Annotated in this window: 23 protein-coding genes; 11 read left to right on the top strand and 12 right to left on the bottom strand. The window is 64.2% G+C overall.

From position 1 onward, the window contains the following. Positions 1–93: 93 nt before the first annotated feature. Positions 94–1,572, bottom strand: a complete 1,479-nt coding sequence (locus K414_RS0109425) for an oligopeptide:H+ symporter (RefSeq protein ID WP_051365037.1) — start codon at positions 1,570–1,572, stop codon at positions 94–96. Between the two features lie 206 nt (positions 1,573–1,778). Here K414_RS0109425 and K414_RS0109420 point away from each other — a divergent pair, with 206 nt between their 5' ends. The 4 genes from K414_RS0109420 (at position 1,779) to K414_RS0109405 (ending at position 6,779) form a co-directional block, all read left to right on the top strand. Continuing rightward, entirely contained in the window at positions 1,779–2,498 is a 720-nt protein-coding gene (locus K414_RS0109420) for an FCD domain-containing protein (RefSeq protein ID WP_027495715.1), read from the top strand. 153 nt (positions 2,499–2,651) lie between these two features. Then, positions 2,652–4,013, top strand: a complete 1,362-nt coding sequence (locus K414_RS0109415) for an NAD(P)/FAD-dependent oxidoreductase (RefSeq protein WP_027495714.1) — start codon at positions 2,652–2,654, stop codon at positions 4,011–4,013. A 115-nt stretch (positions 4,014–4,128) separates the two neighbouring features. Then, positions 4,129–5,169: an agmatine deiminase family protein gene (locus tag K414_RS0109410; RefSeq protein ID WP_027495713.1), complete on the top strand. Its 1,041-nt coding sequence runs from the start codon at positions 4,129–4,131 to the stop codon at positions 5,167–5,169. Between the two features lie 77 nt (positions 5,170–5,246). Beyond that, a complete protein-coding gene (locus K414_RS0109405; RefSeq protein ID WP_027495712.1) occupies positions 5,247–6,779 on the top strand; it encodes a YdiU family protein in 1,533 nt (510 codons plus the stop codon). A gap of 69 nt (positions 6,780–6,848) precedes the next feature. Here K414_RS0109405 and K414_RS0109400 read toward each other — a convergent pair whose 3' ends face one another. Both K414_RS0109400 and K414_RS29100 read right to left on the bottom strand, forming a co-directional pair. Beyond that, a complete protein-coding gene (locus K414_RS0109400; RefSeq protein ID WP_027495711.1) occupies positions 6,849–7,760 on the bottom strand; it encodes a manganese catalase family protein in 912 nt (303 codons plus the stop codon). Positions 7,761–7,974: 214 nt separating this feature from the next. Continuing rightward, on the bottom strand, positions 7,975–8,256 hold the full coding sequence (locus K414_RS29100) for a hypothetical protein (protein WP_161631793.1): 282 nt from the start codon (positions 8,254–8,256) through the stop codon (positions 7,975–7,977). Positions 8,257–8,677: 421 nt separating this feature from the next. Between K414_RS29100 and K414_RS26550 the strand changes: the two genes are divergently transcribed. From K414_RS26550 to K414_RS0109380, 3 genes are all read left to right on the top strand, one after another. Beyond that, positions 8,678–9,508: a GAF and ANTAR domain-containing protein gene (locus K414_RS26550; protein ID WP_051365036.1), complete on the top strand. Its 831-nt coding sequence runs from the start codon at positions 8,678–8,680 to the stop codon at positions 9,506–9,508. Positions 9,509–9,640: 132 nt separating this feature from the next. Further along, on the top strand, positions 9,641–10,102 hold the full coding sequence (locus K414_RS26545) for an STAS domain-containing protein (RefSeq protein ID WP_051365035.1): 462 nt from the start codon (positions 9,641–9,643) through the stop codon (positions 10,100–10,102). Between the two features lie 51 nt (positions 10,103–10,153). Beyond that, on the top strand, positions 10,154–10,663 hold the full coding sequence (locus K414_RS0109380) for a DUF6328 family protein (RefSeq protein ID WP_027495709.1): 510 nt from the start codon (positions 10,154–10,156) through the stop codon (positions 10,661–10,663). A gap of 18 nt (positions 10,664–10,681) precedes the next feature. On the opposite strand, the gene nadE is transcribed toward K414_RS0109380, so the two are convergent. Both nadE and K414_RS0109370 read right to left on the bottom strand, forming a co-directional pair. Then, positions 10,682–11,536 (bottom strand): ammonia-dependent NAD(+) synthetase, encoded by an 855-nt coding sequence (gene nadE / locus K414_RS0109375; protein ID WP_027495708.1) that lies wholly within the window; start codon positions 11,534–11,536, stop codon positions 10,682–10,684. A 52-nt stretch (positions 11,537–11,588) separates the two neighbouring features. After that, the gene (locus K414_RS0109370) at positions 11,589–12,098 is read right to left on the bottom strand and encodes a CinA family protein (RefSeq protein ID WP_027495707.1); all 510 of its coding nucleotides are present in this window, start codon (positions 12,096–12,098) and stop codon (positions 11,589–11,591) included. 287 nt (positions 12,099–12,385) lie between these two features. Here K414_RS0109370 and K414_RS0109365 point away from each other — a divergent pair, with 287 nt between their 5' ends. Continuing rightward, entirely contained in the window at positions 12,386–12,670 is a 285-nt protein-coding gene (locus K414_RS0109365) for a DUF3263 domain-containing protein (RefSeq protein ID WP_048317425.1), read from the top strand. 11 nt (positions 12,671–12,681) lie between these two features. On the opposite strand, the gene katG is transcribed toward K414_RS0109365, so the two are convergent. From katG to K414_RS26530, 4 genes are all read right to left on the bottom strand, one after another. Next, a complete protein-coding gene (gene katG / locus K414_RS0109360; RefSeq protein WP_027495705.1) occupies positions 12,682–14,907 on the bottom strand; it encodes a catalase/peroxidase HPI in 2,226 nt (741 codons plus the stop codon). Next, positions 14,904–15,377: a Fur family transcriptional regulator gene (locus K414_RS26540; protein WP_051365337.1), complete on the bottom strand. Its 474-nt coding sequence runs from the start codon at positions 15,375–15,377 to the stop codon at positions 14,904–14,906. Before K414_RS26540 ends, katG begins: the two co-directional genes overlap by 4 nt. A gap of 106 nt (positions 15,378–15,483) precedes the next feature. Beyond that, on the bottom strand, positions 15,484–16,623 hold the full coding sequence (locus tag K414_RS26535; RefSeq protein ID WP_051365034.1) for a glutamate--cysteine ligase: 1,140 nt from the start codon (positions 16,621–16,623) through the stop codon (positions 15,484–15,486). 82 nt (positions 16,624–16,705) lie between these two features. Further along, entirely contained in the window at positions 16,706–17,185 is a 480-nt protein-coding gene (locus K414_RS26530) for an STAS domain-containing protein (protein ID WP_051365033.1), read from the bottom strand. A 549-nt stretch (positions 17,186–17,734) separates the two neighbouring features. Between K414_RS26530 and K414_RS26525 the strand changes: the two genes are divergently transcribed. After that, positions 17,735–18,970 (top strand): glycosyltransferase, encoded by a 1,236-nt coding sequence (locus K414_RS26525; RefSeq protein WP_161631792.1) that lies wholly within the window; start codon positions 17,735–17,737, stop codon positions 18,968–18,970. 13 nt (positions 18,971–18,983) lie between these two features. Here K414_RS26525 and K414_RS0109330 read toward each other — a convergent pair whose 3' ends face one another. Next, a complete protein-coding gene (locus tag K414_RS0109330) occupies positions 18,984–19,703 on the bottom strand; it encodes a GAF and ANTAR domain-containing protein (RefSeq protein WP_027495704.1) in 720 nt (239 codons plus the stop codon). A 105-nt stretch (positions 19,704–19,808) separates the two neighbouring features. On the opposite strand from K414_RS0109330, the gene K414_RS29355 reads away from it, so the two are divergent. Further along, a complete protein-coding gene (locus K414_RS29355; protein ID WP_167328339.1) occupies positions 19,809–19,958 on the top strand; it encodes a hypothetical protein in 150 nt (49 codons plus the stop codon). 1 nt (position 19,959) lies between these two features. On the opposite strand, the gene K414_RS0109320 is transcribed toward K414_RS29355, so the two are convergent. Together K414_RS0109320 and K414_RS0109315 are read right to left on the bottom strand one after the other, a co-directional pair. Then, entirely contained in the window at positions 19,960–20,385 is a 426-nt protein-coding gene (locus tag K414_RS0109320) for a nitroreductase/quinone reductase family protein (protein ID WP_027495703.1), read from the bottom strand. A gap of 60 nt (positions 20,386–20,445) precedes the next feature. Next, entirely contained in the window at positions 20,446–21,120 is a 675-nt protein-coding gene (locus K414_RS0109315) for a GntR family transcriptional regulator (protein WP_027495702.1), read from the bottom strand. A gap of 99 nt (positions 21,121–21,219) precedes the next feature. Here K414_RS0109315 and K414_RS0109310 point away from each other — a divergent pair, with 99 nt between their 5' ends. After that, positions 21,220–22,224: a 1-aminocyclopropane-1-carboxylate deaminase gene (locus K414_RS0109310; protein WP_027495701.1), complete on the top strand. Its 1,005-nt coding sequence runs from the start codon at positions 21,220–21,222 to the stop codon at positions 22,222–22,224. Positions 22,225–22,259: the final 35 nt, after the last annotated feature.

Below are 22,259 nucleotides of genomic sequence, written 5' to 3'. Positions count from 1 at the left end.
GCGGCCGATCCGAGAGCAGGATCGGTCGGGGCATGTTCTGGGTTCGTCCGAAAGTGTTGCGTTGGAGCAGTGTCACGTCATGGAAGTGTCACGTCAGAGCGCTCGTGCGATGAGCGTGCGATAGGCACCGTACAGCACCGCCGCGGCGACGATCGACGCCGCCGCCGTCGCACCGAAGAACGTCAGTTCGGTTGTTGCAGAGTATTTCTGAGCGAGCATGCCGGCCAGCGTCGATCCTCCTGCCATCGTGAGGAAGTACAGCGAGGTCATGCCGGCCTTGTGCGATGCGGGTGCGAGCTGCGCCGTGGCCGACAGGACGGACGGTACGACGGCTATCTCGCCGGCACCGAACAGCAACATCGCAACGAGAACCAGCACAACGGAATTCGTCGCCCCTGATGTGCCCGCCATTGCCGCGAACATCGCCATCGCCACCGCCAGCAGGCCGATTCCCACGACGATTTTCGTTCCGGGACTGGGCTGCCGGCTGCCCATCCGCGTCCAGACGACGGCATAGATCGGAGCGATGACAGTGGCGAAGAGACCTTCCAACGTGATCACGGTTGCCGCAGGGATCGTCAACGAGCCGACCGTCAGATCGACGCGGGTGTCCATGTACACCGCCAGGGTGGTGAACAACTGGAACAGCAACGTCCAGAACAGCAAGCTACTGAGGAACACCGGAATGTAGGCGAGCACTCGTCGATGCTCGGTAGCGTCGACTTTCCTCGAGGACAACAGCATTGCGAAGTAGGCGATGCTGGCGATCACGATGATCGCGGTCAGCACGGTTCCCAGATTGTCGAGATTCAGGAGGCCGCTGACGGCCGCGGCAACGATGACCAGGGTGACCGATCCGGCGAGAGCTGCGGCCGCGGCCCGACGCGAGCGTGGCAGCGGATTGGGTACCGTTCGCGTGGCCTCGGGCAGATGCTTGTACCCGACCACGTACTGGGCCAGGCCGATCAGCATGCCCACTGCCGCCGCGCCGAAGGCGATGTGGAAACCGGCCGAGCTCTGCAGGGCACCGGTGAGCAGCGGGCCGAGGAATGCACCGAGCGATATACCCATGTAGTACAGCGAGTATCCCGAGTCGCGTTTGGGATCATCGTTCGCATAGAGCATCCCGACCATCGCGGTGACGTTGACCTTGAGTCCGCCGGTGCCGATGACGATCAACAACAGTCCTGCGCCCATACCCACAGTCGTCGTGACCAGAGCGAGCACCACGTGGCCGAGGATGATGGAGATGGCGGAGTAGAGAACAACTGTTCGCGGCGCGACGAGCCGGTCCGCGACCCACGCTCCGACCATCTGCGCGATATAGACTGCGCCGCCGTAGGATCCGGCGATACCGACTGCCACTCCGACGTCGAGTCCGAGCCCGCCGTCGACGAGCGAGTAGTACAGGTAATACGCGAGGATCACCTGTAGGCCGTAGAAGCTGAATCGCTCCCACAACTCCGTGCCGGCCAGCGTCACGAGCCCACGCGGCTGATCACGGAACGTCGAGCCGATCGAGCCGTGATCTCCGCTCGCGTTCGGCTTGTGGAGTGTTCCGTCCGTTGTCATGCTGGTCCACCTCTGGGGTCCATGGGAATCAATGGTTCAGGAGAATGAGTGACCGTTGTCACGATGTGTTGATCTAAAACTGGTAGGACCAGACCGTCAAGGTGAAGAGTGGGATATTTACACGTCAACGGATCTTTACTGGGGAAACAGAGTGAATCTGGTATTTTGGTAGGACCAGTTCGTAACCTGCGGGGACGGGGCTTTCCATGACAGCGTGGTCCGAAATCGACGTCGAAGCGGCGTCGGTCCCCGAGCTGCTCAGCGCCAGGATCGCGCAGCTGATCGACAGCGGTCGCGTCGAGGCGGGATCGAAATTACCCAGCGAACGCGCCCTGGTGACGATGCTCGGAGCGTCGCGAATCTCGATCCGCCATGCACTTCAGGACCTCGAATTGCGGGGCTATCTGACGCGTAAACCCCGAGCCGGCCGCATCGTCGCACCACTGGAGATGCGCGCTCTGGCCGAAGGAAGCATCTTCGGAAGCATGAGCAGTGACCAACGCACCGTTCGCGAGGTGATGGATCTACGCACGGTCGTCGAACCCCCCATTGCCGAGCGTGCCGCCGTCCGCCACCGCACGTCCGAGTTGCATGCCTTACGCACTCCACTCGAAACGTCCGAGCGAGAGCTCGGAAATCGGCCGCCGTCTCTGCAGGTCATGCAACTCTGCGACGTGCAGTTCCATCTCGCGATCGCCGGCCTTGCCCACAACTCCATGCTCACCAGGCTCGTGACCGAGACCAACGAGTGGATGGCACCGTCGAGGCAGGCAAGTTTTCAGACCGAGCAGCGGATGCAACGCTCCGTCGATGCCCACCGCAGCATCTATCACGCTATTGCAGAACGTGATCCGGTTCGCGCCCGGAAGGCAATGCACGATCACCTCGCCGACGTGCTCGAGGCGATCACACCGCTCGCGCACTGACTTTTACCGTCGATCGCACCAGCCTGTTGTCCGAAACGGTGCGCGTGAATGCGCTCGATTGGCCACTTCGTCGTGTGCGGATCGGGTGGATTCCGGACAGAATCGAGATGCTATCGGCTCGGGCCGATCGACCGCGAACAAAGGAGCTCGACAGTGCCCACCCTCGACCGTGACGTCGCTATCGTCGGGGCCGGCCCTTCCGGCCTGGCCGCAGCAACCGAGCTCCGCAAAGCAGGATTGTCCGTCGCCGTGCTGGAAGCGCGCGACCGCGTCGGAGGACGTACCTGGACGAACACCATCGACGGTGCGAGCCTCGAAATCGGCGGTCAGTGGGTCTCACCCGATCAGGAATCTCTCATCGCGCTGATCGGTGAGCTCGGCCTCGAGACGTTCGACCGATACCGCGAGGGCGAGTCCGTGTACATCTCCGCCGCGGGCGAGCGGACCCGTTACTCGGGTGACTCGTTCCCCGTCGACGAGACCACCGAGAAAGAGATGGACCGACTCGTCGCACTGCTCGACGACTTGGCCGCCCAGGTCGGCCCCGAGGAGCCGTGGGCGCACCCGCTGGCGCGTGAACTGGACACGATCTCGTTCGAGCAGTGGCTGATTCGTGAGTCCGACGATGCCGAGGCACGAGGAAACATCGGCATGTTCATCGCCGGTGGCATGCTCACCAAACCTGCGCACGCGTTCTCGGCACTGCAAGCAGTCTTGATGGCCGCATCGGCGGGATCGTTCTCGCACTTGGTGGACGAGAACTTCATCCTCGACAAGCGCGTCGTCGGTGGCATGCAGCAGGTGTCGATCCGGATGGCGGCCGCCCTCGGCGACGACGTCATCCTCGCCGCGCCGGTGCGAACGGTGCGGTGGAACTCCGACGGCGCAACAGTATTCGCCGACGGCGACATCGAGGTACACGCCAAGCGGGTCGTTCTCGCCGTTCCGCCGAACCTGTACTCGCGTATCTCCTACGACCCGCCACTCCCGCGTCGCCAGCATCAGATGCACCAGCATCAGTCCCTCGGACTGGTGATCAAGGTCCATGCCGTCTACGACGCCCCGTTCTGGCGCGAGGACGGGCTGTCGGGGACCGGCTTCGGTGCCTCCGAGATCGTGCAGGAGGTGTACGACAACACCAACCATCAGGACAGCCGCGGAACACTGGTCGGCTTCGTGTCCGACGCCAAGGCCGACGCGATGTTCGAGCTCGACGAGCAGGAGCGCCGCGCGACGATCCTCGAATCGATCGCACATTACCTGGGGCCCAAGGCAACCGAGCCGGTCGTCTACTACGAGTCGGACTGGGGTTCGGAAGAATGGACCCGTGGTGCGTACGCGGCCAGCTTCGATCTGGGGGGTCTGCACCGCTACGGCAAGGACAGCCGCACTCCCGTCGGCCCGATTCACTTCTCCTGCTCCGACATCGCCGCGGAGGGCTACCAACACGTCGACGGCGCAATCCGCATGGGTCACCGCACCGCCGCGGACATCGTCTCGAGAATCGTTTCCTGACACCCGATATTCGATCGCACACCGCAGACCCACACCTAGCACCGAGGACACACATGCGCACTGTCACAGAACACAACTCGCCCGCTGCTGCGGCCTCGACGCTCGGGAGGCAGTGATGACGTGGACGATGCCGGCCGAAGGTGTTCGGCACGAACGGACCTGGATGGCCTATCCGTGCGAGGGGTATTCGCTCGGTGACACGCCCGAGGAGCACCACGAGGCTCGCACCACGTGGGCCGAGGTCGCGCAGGCGGTCGCTCGATTCGAGCCGGTCACCGTCGTCGTCGACCCCGCCGAAAGCGCCGTCGCACGCACGTATCTGACCTCCGAGAGCGCTTTCCCCATCGACATCCTCGAGGCGCCGTTGAACGACGCCTGGATGCGCGACATCGGGCCCACGTTCGTGCTGTCCGAGGACGGCCGTGTCGGCGGCGTCGACTGGGTGTTCAACGGCTGGGGCGCGCAGGACTGGGCGCGCTGGGACAAGGACTCGAAGATCGGCGCGCTCGTCGTCGAGAAGTCCGGTGCCGAGATGATCGATTCACCGATCGTCAACGAGGGCGGCGGTATTCAGGTGGACGGACTGGGAACGGTTCTCGTCACCGAGACGGTACAACTCGATCCCGGTCGCAATCCCACGCTGTCGAAGGCCGATGTCGAGGCCGAACTTGCCCGCACGATCGGCGCCACCACGGTGATCTGGCTTCCTCGTGGACTCACCCGTGACGCGGACGAGTTCGGAACCCGAGGCCACGTCGACATCGTCGCTGCCATCCCCTCGCCCGGCGTCGTTCTGGTGCACGACCAACGCAATCCCGAACACCCCGATCACGACATCAGCAAGGCCGTGTTCGAGATCTTCGAGAACAGCACGGACGCACGCGGTGAGAAGTGGACCATCGTGAAAGTCCCGGCACCGGAGATTCTCCGCGACGAGGAGGGCTTCGTCGATTACAGCTACATCAACCACTACGTCGTCAACGACGGTGTGATCGCCTGCAGCTACGGCGATCCCGCGGACGAAGAGGCTGCTGCCATTCTGTCGGCGGCATACCCGGGCCGCACCGTCGTCACCGTCGACGCTCGGCCACTCTTCGCCCGCGGGGGCGGAATTCACTGCATCACACAGAACCAGCCACAGGCTCAGACGGACTGAGTGGACGCGGGGCAGGTGCCGAGTCGTGATTCCACGCAGATCGGTGTGATTACCCGATCTCGTGGTACCCCTGGAGTATGAGTGAATTCGCGACGGGACCGGTAGCTGCGTCCGACAACCCGCCTTCATCGGTCCCATCGTCATGGGGACTGGAGTCGACGTTGGCGGACGACGTTCCCGGCTTCACGGTGCCGTGGCAGGGCGCACCTGCACCGGATCCGCGGGTGCTGATCCTCAACGAGAACCTCGCCAGGTCACTGGGGCTCGACCCGTCGATGCTGCGCTCCGAGCAGGGCGCAGGCGTGTTGTCCGGGGCTCTCGCACCGGCCGATTCGACCCCCTCGGCGATGGCGTACGCCGGTCATCAGTTCGGCGGATTCGTGCCGTTGCTGGGCGACGGTCGAGCACTACTTGTGGGCGAGCTGCACGACGAACACGGCCGACGAGTCGATCTGCATCTCAAGGGCTCCGGTGCCACGCCGTTCTCCCGCGGCGGAGACGGGCGCGCGGTGGTGAGTGCGATGCTGCGCGAGTACCTGATCAGCGAGGCCATGCACGCTCTGCACATCCCGACCACTCGGTCGTTGGCCGTCGTCACGACGGGTGAGCAGGTGGTTCGAGAGGCAGGTCCGCAGCCCGGCGCAGTGCTGGCTCGGGTTGCCTCGAGCCACCTGCGCGTAGGTACCTTCGAGTTCGCGGCCCGCCGCGAGGGCCTCGCACACAGCCTGGCCGACTACGCCATCGCGCGTCATTATCCCGAGCTTGCCGAACTCCCGGCAGAGGGCTCGGAGAGTCGATACCTCGCATTCTTCGAGGCCGTCGTCGACAAGCAAGCGCAGTTGGTGGCGCAGTGGATGTCCGTCGGCTTCGTGCACGGCGTCATGAACACCGACAACACGACGATCTCCGGTGAGACGATCGACTACGGGCCGTGCGCGTTCATCGACGCCTACGATCCTGCAACGGTCTTCAGCTCGATCGATCACGGCGGCCGCTACGCGTACGGCAACCAACCCGCCGTCCTGGGTTGGAACCTGGCACGATTCGGCGAAACACTACTGCCGCTGGTCGATTCGGTTCCGGACCGCGCCATCAGCGCGCTGACGACGGTGTTGGACTCCTACGGTGATCGCTACCGACAGCACTACAAGAACCTGATGGCCGCCAAGCTCGGCCTCGATGCGATCGAACCGGACGGCAGTCTCCTCGACGAACTGCACGTGCTTCTGCGGGATCATCGTGCCGACTGGACCCTGACCTTCCGCGCGTTGGCGGAAAATCTGCGGGGCAACGACGTAGATTTTGCGTCACTCGTACCGCACGAGGCAGCTGCACCGTGGCTCGAACGATGGAGCGCAGCGGTGCTCGAGCGGGGCCACGACCTCCGGTCCGTCGCGGACGCCATGGACCGAGTGAACCCCGCGTACATTCCTCGCAACCACATGGTCGACGCGGCGCTGGCAGCAGCGACCGAGGGCGACCTCGCGCCCTTCGACCGCGTGTTGTCGGTCGTGACGAATCCGTTCGACGGTCGGGACGAGCTGTCGCAGTACGCCGGACCCGCGCCCGTCGACTTCAGCGCAGGGTTCCGAACGTTCTGCGGGACGTAGTCAGCTGACCGCAGCAGTTGCGACGCGATGTTCGCGTCGCAACTGCTGTGCGGCACAGGGAGTTCGGGCCTACTTCTCGTCGGGATCCAGGGCGTCCTTGATCTTCCCCATGACGCCCTTCTCGGTACCCAGTGCGGCCGACGCGGGATCCCCCTTGGCCCCGTCGTACGTCGCGTACAACTTCGGATCGGGTGCAGGCGCGGATGCCTTGCCGCCCAGAGGCTGCGGATCGGCGAGGAACCCCATCTGCCGTTTGCCGTCGGGCGCAAGCCGATTCGCCCAGCCACCGGTCGAGGAGAACTCACCGTCCGAGAGGTGCCACAGATCGGTTGCGTGCTCGGATGCCTCCTCGTCGAGAAGTGCACTCGGCGCTACGACGTCCTCGAGTCCGTCGGCTTGCAGCTCTTCGATGGCAGCGAGCCACAGATTCTGATGGTGCGTATCGCGAGCGAAATTGAACTGCAGCATGGCCTTGACGCCCGGGTCGTCGGTCATGTTGTACAGACGCGCGGTCTGCAGCCGCCCTTGCGCCTCGGCGGCAACGTTCGCACGAAAATCTGCGAGCAGGTTGCCACTGGCGATGATGTACCGACCGTTCCACGGGTAGCCGTTGGAATCCGCCGGGAGCGCACCGCCGCCGGACACGATCGCCTGCTGCGGGTCCATGCCGCCCATCACTGCCGCTACCACGGGATCGGTAGCGGCGGCTTTGGTCGACTCGGTGGCCGGTGCACCTTCGAGCAGACGAGCGACCATGGTGGCCAGCATCTCCACGTGACCCATTTCTTCGGTCGCGATGTCCATGATCAGGTCCTTGTACTTGCCCTCCATGCGACAGTTCCAGCCTTGGAACAGATACTGCATGGTCACGGTCATCTCGCCGAATGCACCACCGATGAGCTCCTGAAGCTTGTGTGCGTACACAGGATCCGGCTTCTCGGGCTTGGCATCGAATTGTAGGTAGTCGGTGTGTCGGAACATAGGGACTCCAGTTCGGGTCGAAGTTCGAGCAGGTGACTCGATCCGGCTACCCGCCGAAATTCCCAGCAAACACTGTGCACTGCAAGGGTTTAGAACTCGATACACAGGTCGGGACGGCGACTTCTCCACGCCTCGACGACGGACACCGGCGGAACATCCCGGTACACAGGGCTTTCCGCAGCACCGTCCGCACGAGGGCCGCGGTTCGATCGACCTACAGGTAAGTCCCCTGCAGTGCGTCCACTGCGGCGACTCGAGGTCGCGAAGGCGTCGTCGACGCGCCGACGACCCGACCGAGCGAGCCGGCACGCTCGACGTGCACACGTTCGCTGAGCCGTCGCACATTACGGTCGGCAGCGGAGGTGGCCAGGACGACGGTGAGGCGATACCCACGGCACAACAGCCGATGGGCTGCGTCGACGATGTACTTGGTTGCGGCATCACCGATCTCGGTGACACCGACCAGGTCGACCACCACCGGTCGGTCGGCGAGCACGGACCCCGCCAGGCAGTCTGCCAACAGGCGGGTATTGCCGGGATCTCGAGTGCGCCCTGCACCGAGACGACGATGGGGCCGTCGTCTCCGCGGTCGACGGACATCGAAAACGACGAGGATTCGGGAATCATGGGCATTGACCTCCACAGATCGAAGACTGTGGCAGGGGAAGATCGTGGTTCGTACCGCAGTCGATTCTGCGGGCGTGGTCTCCACCCAATCACTGTGTAGGATACCTCGACTCGGGCCTGGACGCGACCACCCCTGCGTTCGGCGGGGCCGTTGGCGTGGGCTCGGGACAGGTGCGAATGCACCCGCGAGGCTCTGTATATTATGACCCCGTTCGGTCGAGTCGGGGCCGGGAGTTGACGAGTGGCTGCCTTCTGTCCATGCGGGGGCCCGACCGAAACGAGCCCACCAGATGAGTGACTTTTCCATCGAAGACGACCGTCTTCACGACGCACCGGACGCCTCGGGTTCGGCGTTCGCCCGGATTGGGCAATACATCCAAGCGTTGCGCCGAATCAAGGGGAAGATACTGACCGGTGCCGACGTCGATGCCATTCTTCAAGCCGTGTGCTCCGAGGTCGCAGCCGTGGTTCCCGACGCGGATCTCGTCGGCATCACCATGCTCGACGACACCGGCCGACCGCGAACCGTGGCGTCCACCGACCCCGCTGTGCACGACATCGATTCCGACCAGTATCGCGCTGGTCAAGGTCCCTGCCTGCACGCCATCCGCAGCGGACGTATGGTTCGCGCACAGGCGCACGAGGCAGTAGCTCGCTGGCCTCGCTTCGCTGCCGCAGTGGCCGATCTGGGCGTCCACAGCTATTTGTCGGCCCCGCTGACGCCCGACGAGCACCGCCACGGGTCGCTGAACATCTACGGGACGAGTGCCGGCGGCTTCGACCCACTCGACGAGGTCTCGGTGGCCCTGCTCGCCACCTCGATCGAGACCGTCATCGCGATCACCGAGCGCGCCCGGTCGGCCGAACGAGAAATCACCGGCCTGCGGACAGCGATGAAAACGAGAGCTGACATCGACCAGGCGAAAGGAATCATCATGGCGATGCGCGGAATCTCCGCCGACGACGCGTTCGCCCTGCTGTCCGAGCAGTCGCAGAACAGAAACATCAAGGTCAGCGAGATTGCGTCGGCGATGATCGAGTCGGTTGCCGAACATTCGAACTCTCGAACCGGCCTGCACGAAGAAACGAACAGTGGGTATGATTCGGACAGCGTGGTGTAGCCCCTGCCCGCAGTCGACAGCGCCGCTCGCACCGGGTTCGCCTCGGTTCTGCAATCCTTGCCGGTCTCGGTTACGCCGCAGTGCGCTGTTCGACGGACATGCCACTGCACAGGGTAAGGACGGCGACCCCCTATGAAACACAACGAGTTGCTCGGGCTCGGCATCGCCAGCGAACACCATGACAACGCAATTGTTCTGCGGGTCAACGGAGAAGTGGATCTCGCGACCGCGTCCGATCTCGCCCACCACATCGAACAAGCGGTCACGGCAGAGCCGGCAGCCGTGATCGTCGATCTGTCGGGGGTGTCCTTCCTGGCCTCCGTCGGCATGAGCGTGCTTCTCGCAGCTCGCCGAAAGGCATGCTGCTCAACCTCGTTGGTGGTGGTCGCATCCGGGCCGACCACGGGGCGGCCGATGCATCTGGTCGGACTCGATGCTGCGATTCCGATTTTCACCGATATCGATTCGGCCCTCGAGTCCGTCGGTTCGTCGCTGAGGAAGTCCGTAACCGGGGCATCGGGCTCGTCCGAGTCCGGTGCCGGGTGTCCAGAGTGTGCGACCGGCACGTCGACCGCGGATGTACACACTGCGTGAACCGGTCCGATTTCCACCGCCTACCCGTCGAGATCGCACTAGTCTTGGTCGATGACGACGGGTGACGAGGACGAGGACGAGGACGAGGACCACCGTGCGTGGAACGACAAAGCGCGCAACGAAACTCCCACTCAGCAGTTGGATCGCAATTGGTCGTCGTTGCTACAGGAACTCCGTGTCGTACAGACCGGTGTACAACTTCTGACCGGGTTCTTGTTGACCTTGCCGTTCCAGGCCCGCTTCGACGGGCTGTCCACGGCCGGCCACGTGGTCTATCTGACGACGGTGTCGGCGTCGATGCTTGCGACGATCCTGTTGGTGGCTCCCGTCAGCATGCACCGACTCCTGTTCCGGCAGCGTGCAATAGGGGTCATAGTGCGCGTCGGCAACATACTCGCCATCAGCGGTCTCGCCATGTTGGGAGTGACACTGGTGGGTGCTGCCGCCCTGACGTTCGAGATAGTGCTCGGTGTGCGCGCCGCAGCCCCCGCGGCCGCTGTCGTGGCGTCGACGGCCGTCGCGTTCTGGTTCCTACTGCCCCGGATCCACCGCCGTCGATAACGTCTCGTCGACGGTGCCTCAGGGCCGGCAGTCGACGGCCGTGCGCCACCACCGATCGTCCGGCCCCACCGGCATGGCGCGCTTGTGCCGGGTCTTGTCGAACCAGCGCTCGATGGTGTCCACCGCATCGTCGTCGACGGGTCCGCCCTGCAGGTATGCGTCGATCTGTGCGTAGGTGACGCCGAGTGCTTGTTCGTCCGGGAGCGCGGGACGGTCGTCCTCCAGGTCTGCTGTCGGCACTTTGCGCCACGTCGATTCCGGTGCGTTCAGGTGCCGCAAGAGCTGCGCACCTTGGCTTTTGGTGAGACCGCTCAGCGGAGTGACGTCCGCGCCTCCGTCACCGTATTTGGTGAAGAAGCCCGTCACCGCCTCGGCCGCGTGATCGGTACCCACCACCAGAAGATTCTCCTGGCCGGCGATCGTGTACTGCGCGATCATGCGTTCGCGCGCCTTGATGTTGCCCCGTACGAAGTCCGCGATACGCGGAGTATCCAGCGCCGAGGCGGCCGAGCGCGCCGAGGCGTCGACGGCGTCGCGGATATCGACAGTGACCGTCCGGTCCGGCTCGATGAAGTCGAGTGCGACGACGGCGTCGGCTTCGTCCGCCTGAGTTCCGTACGGCAGACGCACCGCGACGAATGTGGCCTGGTTACCGAGTTCCGCGGCCTCGCGAACGGCCAGCCGAGCGAGCTTTCCGGCCAGGGTGCTGTCCTGTCCCCCGCTGATGCCGAGCACGAAACCCGCTGTGCCACTGACCCTCAAATAATCGGCGAGGAAACCGACCCGGCGGCGGATTTCCTCGTCGGGATCGATCGACAGCCGAACACCCAGCTCGTGCTGAATACGGCTTCGGACACTGGAATCGGTACTCATACTGCGCTCCGATCTCGTTGACGAACAGTTGTCTGCACTCGCCCGGCGTCAGTTACCCGTGGGCCCGTTTCCGCGCGTGGCGCAGCAGGGTATCGAGGGAAAACGCCATGGTCCGGGCCAGAACTTCTTCCGGTTCACCCTCGAAGTGCTTGCATTCGGTGCTCACGTCGCCGCGGTCGTACACCGCTGCCCACACCGTCCCCGGTGGTTGGTCTTCCTGGCTCTGCGGCCCGGCTTCGCCGGTGACGGCGATCGTCAGATGTGCGCCGACCAGCGACGCCGTCGATCGAGCCATCGCCGTCGCGGCCTGTTCGCTGACGACCGGGCCGTCGGGGACCTCGAGCAGCGTGTGCTTCACGCTCTCGTGGTATGCGACGATTCCGCCGCGGTACCACTGCCCCGAGGACGGTGCCTTGCCGAGCATGGCCGCTAGATTTCCGGCGGTCAGCGATTCGGCGGTGCCGATCGCGATGTCGTACGTCTGCGCCAGGTCGGCAATCTTCCTACATACCGAGGAGGCGTCGGCCTCGGTCGGTAGACGCTGTTCTGCATCGGTGTCCATCACACACTCTCCGTACCTGATTCGTCGAAGGTGTTCGCCGGATTGTTTCAGCGACTGGTTCTGTGGGCGCGGGGCCGGAGGCTGCAGGGGTTGAACCTCCGGCCCCTGGCTCGACCGCACGGCCCGGGCGCGTACGCCGAGCTGTGTATCGACTTCCACGCACGACGGCAGTCCAAACACGGGGCTTACGACCGATATTCGGGTCTTCATCGCAGATACCGGACCCTTGGCACGTGTTCGCGAGCAGTGCTAATTTCGGATCGACAGTCAGTTCCAGGAGGTGTGTTATGCCGAATCGACGTACTTCTGCGGGGGCAGAGCGACCGGTAGCGTTCTACTCCGACACAGACCGCGCCATGATCGACTTCGCCCTGAGATGGGTCAATCACGGAGGCGGACCGGACGACGAAATCCGGTCCGCCTTCGCGATGTCGACTCAGGACTACTACCGCACCGTGCTGGAGATCCTCGACCGCGATCCCGGCAGCGTGTTCGGCGAGTTCGGCCTCAGCCCTGTCATGGTGACGCGAATCAAAGCCATTGCCAGAAGGCGCATCTGGCTCACCCGGTGATCGGCTCCGCGCTACCGGATGTCGAATCGATCGTTGTCTGCCAGCTTCGCCCACGCGGCCACGAAGTCGTCGACGAACTTGCCACCGTTGTCGGCCTGGGCGTACACCTCCGACAGCGCTCGCAGTTGTGAATGGGACCCGAACACCAGGTCGATGGATGTCGCTGTCCACTTCTGGCGGCCGGAGCCACGATCCGTGCCGACGTAGGTGCCGTCCTCACTCGTCGTCCACTCGGTGTCGGAGTCGAGCAGATTGACGAAGAAATCGTTGCTCAGAACTCCGGGGCGATCGGTGAACACTCCATGGCTCGAACCACCGTGGTTGGCCCCCAAGGCTCGAAGACCGCCGAGAAGAACCGTCATCTCGGGCGCAGTCAGATTCAGCATGTAGGCGCGATCGAGGAACAACACCTGCGCGGGAGTGCTCTCCCCTGCAGCCATGTAGTTGCGGAACCCGTCGGCTCGTGGCTCGAGTACCGAGAACGATTCGATGTCGGTCTGCTCCTGCGTCGCGTCGGTGCGACCCGGCCGGAACGGGACGGTCACCTCGTAACCGGCGTCGCGTGCGGCCTTCTCGACGGCCGCATTGCCGGCCAGCACGATGACGTCGGCGAGCGAGACCTTCTTGTCACCGGCCGCCGAGCCCTCGAACTTTTCGCGTATACCGTCCAAGATTGCGAGCACCTCGCGGAGGACCTCGGGTTCGTTTGCCTCCCAACTCTTCTGTGGCTCGAGCCGAACCCGAGCGCCGTTGGCACCGCCGCGGTAATCGGTGACTCGGAAGCTGCTGACCGACGACCACGCGACACCGATGAGCTGAGCGATCGTCAAGCCCGAGTCGAGGATCGCCGACTTCAACGCAGATGCGTCCGCCTCGTCGATCAGGTCACCGTGCGGCGATGGAACCGGGTCCTGCCACAGCTGAGGTTCGGGAACCCACGGCCCGAGGTACCGGGACACCGGTCCCATATCGCGGTGCAGCAACTTGTACCACGCCTTGGCGAACGCGAGCGAGAGCTCCTCGGGGTGATCCAACCACCTCCGAGTGATCCTCTCGTACGCCGGATCTGCCCGCATGGAGATGTCGGTGACGAGCATCGTGGGGGCACGGCCCGGACCGCCGAACGGATCGGGAATCGTGCCCGCACCGGCACCGTCCTTGGCAGTGAACTGCCACGCGCCGGCAGGGCTCTTCGTGAGCTCCCACTCGTATCCGTAGAGATTCTTCAGGTAGCCGTTACCCCACTGCGTCGGAGTCTCCGTCCAGACCACCTCGAGCCCGCTGGTGATCTGGTCCTCGGCCTTGCCCTTGCCGTAACCGTTCTTCCAGCCGAGGCCCTGCTGTTCGATGGGGGCACCCTCGGGTTCCGGCCCGATCTTGTCGGCCGGTCCGGCTCCGTGTGTCTTACCGAAGCTGTGTCCACCGACGATGAGTGCCGCCGTCTCCTCGTCGTTCATCGCCATCCGCGCGAAGGTTTCCCGGATGTCGTGGGCCGCGGCCACCGGATCCGGCTCTCCCTCGGGGCCTTCGGGATTGACGTAGATCAAGCCCATGGTGGTGGCACCGAGGGGCTTGGAGAGCTCCCGTTCGCCGGAGTATCGCTTGTCGGTGCCCAGCCACTGATCCTCGGGGCCCCAGAAGACCTCTTCCGGTTCCCAGATGTCCTCCCGACCGAAGCCGAATCCGAACGTCTCGAACCCCATGGACTCGAGCGCCGCGTTACCGGCGAACACCAGCAGATCGGCCCACGAAATCTTGTTGCCGTACTTCTGCTTGACCGGCCACAGCAACCGACGCGCCTTGTCCAGGTTGGCGTTGTCCGGCCAACTGTTCAGTGGCGCAAAGCGTTGCGCGCCCTGACCCCCACCGCCTCGTCCGTCGAACGTGCGGTAGGTGCCGGCGGCGTGCCAGCTCATACGAATGAAGAGTCCGCCGTAGTGGCCGTAGTCGGCCGGCCACCAATCTTTCGAAGTGGTCATCACCGAGATGACGTCGGCTTTGAGTTCGTCCACATCGAGCTTCTCGAATTCCGCTTTGTAGTCGAGCTTTTCGCCGAACGGGTTCGATTTGGAGGTATGCGCATGCAGGATGGACAGGTCCATCTGCTCCGGCCACCAGTCCTTGTTCGTCAGCGGTGCGTGCGCCTTGGGCTTCGGCGACTCGATGACCGGATTCTCGCTCTCGCTGGTGCTGGCGGTCTCGGTGGCGGAGTGGGGTGGGCGTGCGTCGGAGGTCACGAATTGTCCTTTCCGATGGGCATTGTGGATGGACGATCGCGGGCTGCGATCGATCGGTCGGATGCACAACTGGGGCACGTTCCCCAGTAGGTCACCTCGGCCTCGTCGAGAACGAAACCGTGATCTCGGGCGGGTCGTGCACACGGTGGCTCACCGGTGGCGCAGTCGGCGTCGACGATGAAACCACAGGAACGGCAGACGATGTGGTGATGATTGTCTGCCACCCTGGTTTCGTAACGTGCCGAGTGACCCGCGAGGCGGATACGACGAACCAAACCCGATGCAGTCAACGCATCGAGCACGTCGTACACGGCCTGCTTCGAGACCGTGGGCAGGCTGGCGCGCGCCAGTCGCAAGATTGTGTCGGTATCGGAATGCGGTTGTGCATCAACGATATCGAGAACCAACTCTCGGGGACGCGTCACCCTCAGTCCGGCGTCACGAAGCATGCTGGCGGAAGTACTTGCCATGGCTTTCACGATAACCACCTTCGGTCGCATCGTCGATCGTTTCCTGGAATCGGTCGATTGTCGCGGCGCGGGCACGGCCGCCTGCAGACGAGGCCGACCACCGCGATCAACCTGCGTCCTGTGCCACCGGCGAGTTCCACTCGGCAGTAGTGAAACGGGCTGCGTGAGCAGCGACGGCGGCTGCGTCTGCATTGCGCGAGAAGATCCGGCGTTGGCGTTGCGCGCCGTTCCCGAGGTGCGTCAACCGTTCGAGAGAAGTCTGCACGCAGCGGAGGTCGCCTGTGCTGGTCAGCGCCGGTTCCACGTAGCGGACGAGCGATCGGAGCAGACTCGATGCCGACACCGGTCTCCCGGTGCTCGGATCCACTGCGACGCCGGTCAATCCATCCATGCGGGCACGGTGGTATGCCGCTGCGAGGTGATTGCCGGCCACGACGAGTGCCGGCTCGCCGCGGTCGATGGACCGAAGGGCCGTGACGACGAGACCGCGGACCAGTGCAGCGGACAACACCACCTCCTCGGCGACGGCAGGTACGTCGCCGACCCGCACCTCGACCGTCAGCTGGTGGGAGCTGGGCCGTACATCCCAGTAGAGCGATGCTTCGTCGAGAATCATCCCGGTCTCGATCATCGAGCCGACCAGGTCGTCGTACTCCGCCGTCGAACTCAGGTGAGGGGGCGGACCAGCCGTCGGCCACCTGCCCCACACCGTCGAACGCCAACTCGAGTGCCGAGTGTCGACGCCGTCGTGTATCGCGCTGTTGCACGTCAACGCCAGAAGTGTCGGGAGCCAGGGTCGCACGACATTGCATACCCCGATCGCCGTCTCCTTGTCCGGCACCTCGACATGAATGTGACCCCCACACGTGGCAACGCTCTCTGCCAGTGCCCCGTAAGTCTCGGCAAGACGCCGATAGCGGGAGCCGTCCGAGATGGGCAGGCGGCCACGATCAGCAGGCGCAACCGGCGAGACACCTGCCGCCAGTAAGTGGGCACCCTGCGCCAGGGCCACCGCCGACAGCGTGGCGCGGGTGGAGATCACGTTCTCCCGCAACTCGCGAAGACACTGCAGCGGAGGCGAATTGGCCTCCACCTGCACCTCGGTCAGCTCCGAGACGGCATCGATTCCCGCAGCTCGGGCATTCGCAACGACACCGGGGCCGACCGCCACCGGACGCAGCATGTCGATGTCGGCGAGAAAGAACTCCTCCTCCACTCCGACCGTGGGAACTGCCGCTGCACTCATCGGGCGCTGTCGCCCGGGTGATCGCCGACGACCACCGCGAGATACACCGCGGCGACGATCGTGCACGGTGCGGAACTGCCGGTCACGCCGACCGCGCAGGCGTCTCGCCTGTGCAGGAATTCGAAACCTGTTCGGATCGCGCCGGTTTCACCGCAGTTCGAACGGCGTCCGCGACGCTGCGGACGCACTCCGTACCGAGGTGAGCGCCACTCGGATCGAGTTGTCGCTGCAGCTCGGGTGTACAGGCGACGATCGCGCGACACCGGTGCGCAGCGAGCCGCGAGGCAGCTGCCGAGAGGACGGGAACCACTGCGGGGTCGACGAATTCGACATCGAGCAGATCCACGACCAGCGACCGCCCGCACACGATGGCCTCCGACACGCATTCGCCTATGACCGGAATTGCCGATCTGTCGATCGACCCGACGATGCGGATGACGACCGGTCCGCCGACGAGTTCGTCCACGGACAGCGCGAATGCGCCGTCCTCGGGATTGTCCGGCCCGCAGAACGACAATCGAATCGATTCCGGATCACTGTGCACCGACCGTAGAAACACCATTGCCCACCTCCACCGGCTCGCGACCGGAGACTGTCGGCTGCCTCTGACACCAGTTCTCGAGAAAACGAATCTCGGACTATCGGGTGTCGAAGAGCGCGGTCGGGCACATCTCGCAGTCGCTACTTTCTGACTACGGGGCTTCTCCTCAACCGCGTGCAGACAGTGTATACACAATTGCGTCCGGCGAAACCCGCTACGCTGCTTCGATTGTCGGCAGTCGACGGTTGAACCGACCGCAATCCAGTGCACGGTAGCCGTAGCGAACACGCTCCCCGCTTCGGCCGCAAGGGACGTCGGTTCGGCCCGTTGTGAACGCTCCAGCAAGGGCGACGCCCTCGTGTGAGGTTTCGCATTGCGGCTTTACGTAATAGGGTGTTGTTCGACGCCCAGTTGCGATGACCGCTCTGGCCGCGTCTCGAGTACGCTGACTCCAAAATCGGGTCGGCATATCCCACACCCTTCACCGGTGCCGGGCTATGCGCCCGAAAGGGGCCGTGCGAACCCATCAGGGATCGAAACGATATGCACGTTGCGCTTGTCTCCGAACACGTGAGTCCGATAATTGATGCGGCCGGCATCGAGGCAGAACAATCGGCTGCCCAGCTCGATCGGCTGGCCTCGTCGCTGGCCCGCGCCGGCACCCGAGTCGACGTATACACCAGGAAGCAGAACCCGGATCACGAGGACGAGCTGCTCACCCCCGACGGTTACCGGGTGGTCAACCTGTCTGCGGGGCCTGCTGTCCCGATGACCGAAGAGGAATCGATTCCTCACACGAGCGCGTTCGCCTCCGCGCTCCGCAATCACTTGCTCCGAACGAAACCCGATGTAGCACATGCACATTCATGGGTGTCGGGGCTGGCAACCGTACTGGCCGCCGGCGCGACGGGCGTCCCCACGGTGATGTCGTTCCACGGTCTCGCCGCGACCGACCGATCCGTGCCCCCGACGGCCGGCACCGATTCGGTGGTTCCCCGGGCGGCTATGGAGAAGAAGATCGCTCGATCGGCGAGCCGCATCATCGCGTCATGTCCCGACGAGGCCGACATGTTGACGCGGATGGGCGTCGCCAGAGCCAAGGTGTCCATCGTCCCGACCGGGGTGGATCTGAGTGACTTCGATCCATCCGGACCGACCGCACCACGCAGCGGTGCCGCGTGTCGGGTGGCGACCGTCGGGTCGGATGCCGAGGTATCGACGATCATCGAACTGCTCGGAAAACTCGACGACACCGAATTGGTCGTTGTCGGCGGCGAGCCACGCGAATCCAGCGGCGTGGCGCAGCTACGCACGGTCGCCGCAGCACACGGCATGGCCGGGCGCACGGTGTTCACCGGCCCGGTCCGCCATCGCCACATGTCGTCGCTGTTGAGGTCGGCCGACGTGTTCGTCTGCCTGTCCCCGACCGAATCGGCAGGGATCGCCACCCTCGAAGCCATGGCGTGCGGACTTCCCGTCGTCGCATACGGAGTGGGCTACGCCGGAGAGTTGGTGATCGACGGGGTCACCGGCCGCTCGATCAGGCCGGGCGACCGTCGTCGCTTGGCACGAGAGCTGGCGCTGCTGGTACGCAACGAGTCCAGGCGTTTCGAGCTGGGAGTGTCCGGCTCCGACCGTGCGCAATCTCGCTTCTCGTGGGACCGCATCGCCGAGGACACCTCACGCGTCTACGAGGCAACCGCACAGACCGGGTCGACAGTGAACGCCGGGTCGACCCAGCAAGCCGGGACGCCTCACGACCATCCGGTGCCGCCGACTGCACCCTCTCGTCGACACACGGTGTGAACAGCCGGCGAGCCTATTTGGACGAGCGGCCCTTGTTCGATTCGGAACCGAGGTCGACGAGTTCTGCGGCCAAGGCGGCCACCGGGACGTTCTGGGTTTGCGACAGCCGTGAAATCAAGTCGAACGCCTGTACCGCGTCGATACCGTACCGCTCCATCAACATGCCCTTGGCTTGGCCGATGATGTCCCGTGAAGCCAAGCCGGACTTGAACTGCTCGGTCTTGTTCGCTGCATACAACGCCACCGCAGCGTGGGTTGCGAGCACGCGACCCAGTTCCTCGTCCTCGTCGCTGAACGCATCACTGGTCAGTGCGAACAGGTTGAGCGCCCCGATGGTGTCCTCGTTGGTGTAGAGGCGGAAGGACAGGCTGCTGAGAACCCCTGCTCCCACCGCCTCCGGACCGAAACGTGGCCAGCGGGAATCGGAGCGGAAGTCGTTGCACCGCACGAACAGCTCGCTTCGTGCGGCATCGATGCACGGCCCCTCGTCGAGGCGTTCCTGCATGGCGTCGAGGCGAACCGGCAGCTCACTGGTCGCGGCGTGCGACTGGTACTTCTTCGGCCCCGCCACCACGAGAATGTCGGCGCAATCGACCGTGGGTATCAGAGATCGGGCGCTCTCCGTCACGCCGCGCAGAGTCTCGTCGAGACTGGACGGTGCGAAGAATGACCTCGTCGCTTCGGCAATCGCCTGTGTGAGGTCGCGAGCTGTCATCGATCGATCGGGTCCCATACCTGACGATGCTAGTCAAGAGGAATCGACTGCTCGACGGTTGAGTCCACCGGAAGCGGGGCATGCAGAGCGCAGCAACCAACCGACCGACGATCAGGAGTGCTCATGACCATGCCGACCGATGCAGGTGCAGAGATCCCATCCGAGGGCAGCAACGACGGTCCGCGCGAAGAATCTCCCGACGAGGCTGCAGTCGGTGCTCACGTCGACGAAGAGAACGTCCCACACCCGCCCGAGGACGACACGCAGAACTGATTCATCGGGCGGTCGGGGTCAGACGGAAGATCGGAAACCGCCTGCCCTCGGCCGTCTCCGTGTATTTCGCGAATCCGTCCGATGCGTCGAGAAATTTCTGCCACTGCCGGTCCCACTCGGATTCCGGAATCTCGTCGGCGTCGACGGCAACGGTGCGAATGCCTCCGTCCCCGGGTGTCTCGATGTCGATGGCCGGATGGGCTCGCAGATTGTGCACCCACGCTGGATCTTTCGGTGACCCGGCAGCCGAGCCGACCACCAACCAGCTCTCTCCCTCCGGAATCGCCATGAGCGGGTTGAGCCGCGCCGCGCCGCTCTTGGCACCGATCGTGTGCAGAACGACGAGCGAATCACCGAAGCCGGCCGTGGACACGTGGCCATTGTTGCTTCGGAACTCGTCGATGATGATCTCGTTGAAGTCGGCCATGGGCCGATTATGCCGCCGATGCGGCGCGGCCACTCCGCTTTTCGCCGGCGTTCGACGGTGTCAGTTTCCCGGTATTCCGTCCTCGTGATCGACGAGCAAAGACAACGACTCCCAATTCTCCTGCACGGCAGCGGCCGCGCCGTCCGCGTCACCCTCACTGCACAGCGTGATGATTCGTTCGTGTTGGGCTATCGAATCGCGGCCCACCAGCGAGGCGAACCGTAGTCGTTCGAGCCGGCGCAGGGTCGGCGTCACCTGCTCGAGAACCGTGACCACGACCAGATTCTGACTCGCTTCGACGGCGACTGCGTGGAACGCGTCGTCGCCGGCCAGCGCGAGGTCCACATCGCCTCGGGTGAATGCGGCGGCGAAATCCTTGTTGGCGCGACGCATCGCGGCGATGTCGCGCTTGTTCATCAGCGGTACAGCCGTCCGGACCGCGAGTGCATGCATCGATGCCGCGACCGCCTGCGCGTCCAGCACCGCCTTGCGTTCGATGGTCGACACGATGGTCGAACGCCCGGGCTGGGTGTGTACGAGGCCCGCCAGTTCCAGCCTGGCCATGGCGTCGCGAATAGGTGTACGCGACACTCCGAGCCACTGTTCGAGTTCGGCATCCCGCAGCCGCTCGCCGGGCGCGAAGGTGCCGTCGACGATGGCGTCGCGAATCGAGACGTAGGCGTTGTCGCGCAGCAGGGAGCGCTTGTGTTTTCCGAGCTCGACGGGGACCGGCATGCAAAATATCGTAGCCCACCGCTTTCGCTGGCGAGGTGTCCCACGTACAGTATGCGATATATTGCATCCTGCATGACACACCGATCAAAGGAGAACCACGTGGCGATCGCGGACTTCGAGCGTTATCCCCTCACCTTCGGCCCGAGCCCGATTCACCCGATGGAACGACTGAGCGCGCACCTCGGCGGGGCCAAGATCTGGGCCAAGCGAGAAGACGTCAACGCAGGATTGGCCTACGGCGGCAACAAGACCCGCAAGCTCGAATACATCGTTCCCGACGCGCTCGCGCAGGGTGCCGACACATTGGTCTCGATCGGTGGCGTGCAGTCCAACCACACGCGGCAGGTGGCTGCGGTCGCGGCAAAGCTCGGACTCAAAGCCGTTCTGGTGCAGGAGAAGTGGGTCGATTGGCCGGATTCGGTCAACGACAAGGTGGGCAATATCCTGCTCTCCCGCATCATGGGTGCAGATGTCCGCCTCGATCCGTCGGGCTTCGGAATCGAATTCAAGGACAGCTGGCAGAAGGCCATCGAGGACGTCGAGCGAGCGGGCGGCAAACCCTACGCCATTCCCGCAGGCGGCTCCGACCACAAGCTCGGCGGACTGGGCTTCGCCAACTGGGCGTACGAAGTACAGAAGCAGGAAGAGGAGCTCGGCGTCTTCTTCGACACGATCGTCGTGTGCAGCGTGACCGGGTCGACGCATGCCGGCATGATCGCCGGGTTCGCCGGGCAAGAACGGCCACGTCGAGTGATCGGCATCGATGCGTCCGCCAAGATCGCTCAGACCCGCGACCAGGTGGCCCGAATCGCCCGTAACACAGCAGAACTCATCGAACTGGGTCGCGATCTTCGCGACGACGAGATCACCGTCCTCGAAGGCTGGGCCGGCGACTACTACGGAATACCCGTCGACTCCACGATCGAGGCAATCAAGCTCACCGGCCGTCTCGAAGGCGTGATCATCGACCCGGTGTACGAGGGCAAGTCCATGGCCGGACTGATCGATCTGGTTCAGCAGGGCGATATCGGCAAGGACTCCACCGTTCTCTACGCGCACCTGGGTGGTCAGCCCGCCCTCAACGCGTACAGCGGAATCTTCTGAGCTGGACTTCGCGGTACCGGTGCCCGAGGATCGAC

The sequence above is a fragment of the Rhodococcus sp. JG-3 genome, assembly GCF_000482405.1.
In the GTDB taxonomy this organism is placed as follows: Bacteria; Actinomycetota; Actinomycetes; order Mycobacteriales; family Mycobacteriaceae; genus Rhodococcoides; species Rhodococcoides fascians.
The sequence above is the reverse complement of the archived record's forward strand: the minus strand, read 5'-3'. Positions and strand labels throughout refer to the sequence as shown.

Bases quoted from the DNA above. Each gene is read 5' to 3' on its own strand.
- K414_RS0109425 (WP_051365037.1), bottom strand. From the start codon at position 1,572: ATGACAACGGACGGAACACTCCACAAGCCGAACGCGAGCGGAGATCAC.
- K414_RS0109420 (WP_027495715.1), top strand. From the start codon at position 1,779: ATGACAGCGTGGTCCGAAATCGACGTCGAAGCGGCGTCGGTCCCCGAG.
- K414_RS0109410 (WP_027495713.1), top strand. From the start codon at position 4,129: ATGACGTGGACGATGCCGGCCGAAGGTGTTCGGCACGAACGGACCTGG.
- K414_RS0109405 (WP_027495712.1), top strand. From the start codon at position 5,247: ATGAGTGAATTCGCGACGGGACCGGTAGCTGCGTCCGACAACCCGCCT.
- K414_RS0109400 (WP_027495711.1), bottom strand. From the start codon at position 7,760: ATGTTCCGACACACCGACTACCTACAATTCGATGCCAAGCCCGAGAAG.
- K414_RS26550 (WP_051365036.1), top strand. From the start codon at position 8,678: ATGAGTGACTTTTCCATCGAAGACGACCGTCTTCACGACGCACCGGAC.
- K414_RS26545 (WP_051365035.1), top strand. From the start codon at position 9,641: ATGAAACACAACGAGTTGCTCGGGCTCGGCATCGCCAGCGAACACCAT.
- K414_RS0109380 (WP_027495709.1), top strand. From the start codon at position 10,154: ATGACGACGGGTGACGAGGACGAGGACGAGGACGAGGACCACCGTGCG.
- nadE (WP_027495708.1), bottom strand. From the start codon at position 11,536: ATGAGTACCGATTCCAGTGTCCGAAGCCGTATTCAGCACGAGCTGGGT.
- K414_RS0109370 (WP_027495707.1), bottom strand. From the start codon at position 12,098: ATGGACACCGATGCAGAACAGCGTCTACCGACCGAGGCCGACGCCTCC.
- K414_RS0109365 (WP_048317425.1), top strand. From the start codon at position 12,386: ATGCCGAATCGACGTACTTCTGCGGGGGCAGAGCGACCGGTAGCGTTC.
- K414_RS26540 (WP_051365337.1), bottom strand. From the start codon at position 15,377: ATGGCAAGTACTTCCGCCAGCATGCTTCGTGACGCCGGACTGAGGGTG.
- K414_RS26535 (WP_051365034.1), bottom strand. From the start codon at position 16,623: ATGAGTGCAGCGGCAGTTCCCACGGTCGGAGTGGAGGAGGAGTTCTTT.
- K414_RS26530 (WP_051365033.1), bottom strand. From the start codon at position 17,185: ATGGTGTTTCTACGGTCGGTGCACAGTGATCCGGAATCGATTCGATTG.
- K414_RS0109330 (WP_027495704.1), bottom strand. From the start codon at position 19,703: ATGGGACCCGATCGATCGATGACAGCTCGCGACCTCACACAGGCGATT.
- K414_RS29355 (WP_167328339.1), top strand. From the start codon at position 19,809: ATGACCATGCCGACCGATGCAGGTGCAGAGATCCCATCCGAGGGCAGC.
- K414_RS0109320 (WP_027495703.1), bottom strand. From the start codon at position 20,385: ATGGCCGACTTCAACGAGATCATCATCGACGAGTTCCGAAGCAACAAT.
- K414_RS0109315 (WP_027495702.1), bottom strand. From the start codon at position 21,120: ATGCCGGTCCCCGTCGAGCTCGGAAAACACAAGCGCTCCCTGCTGCGC.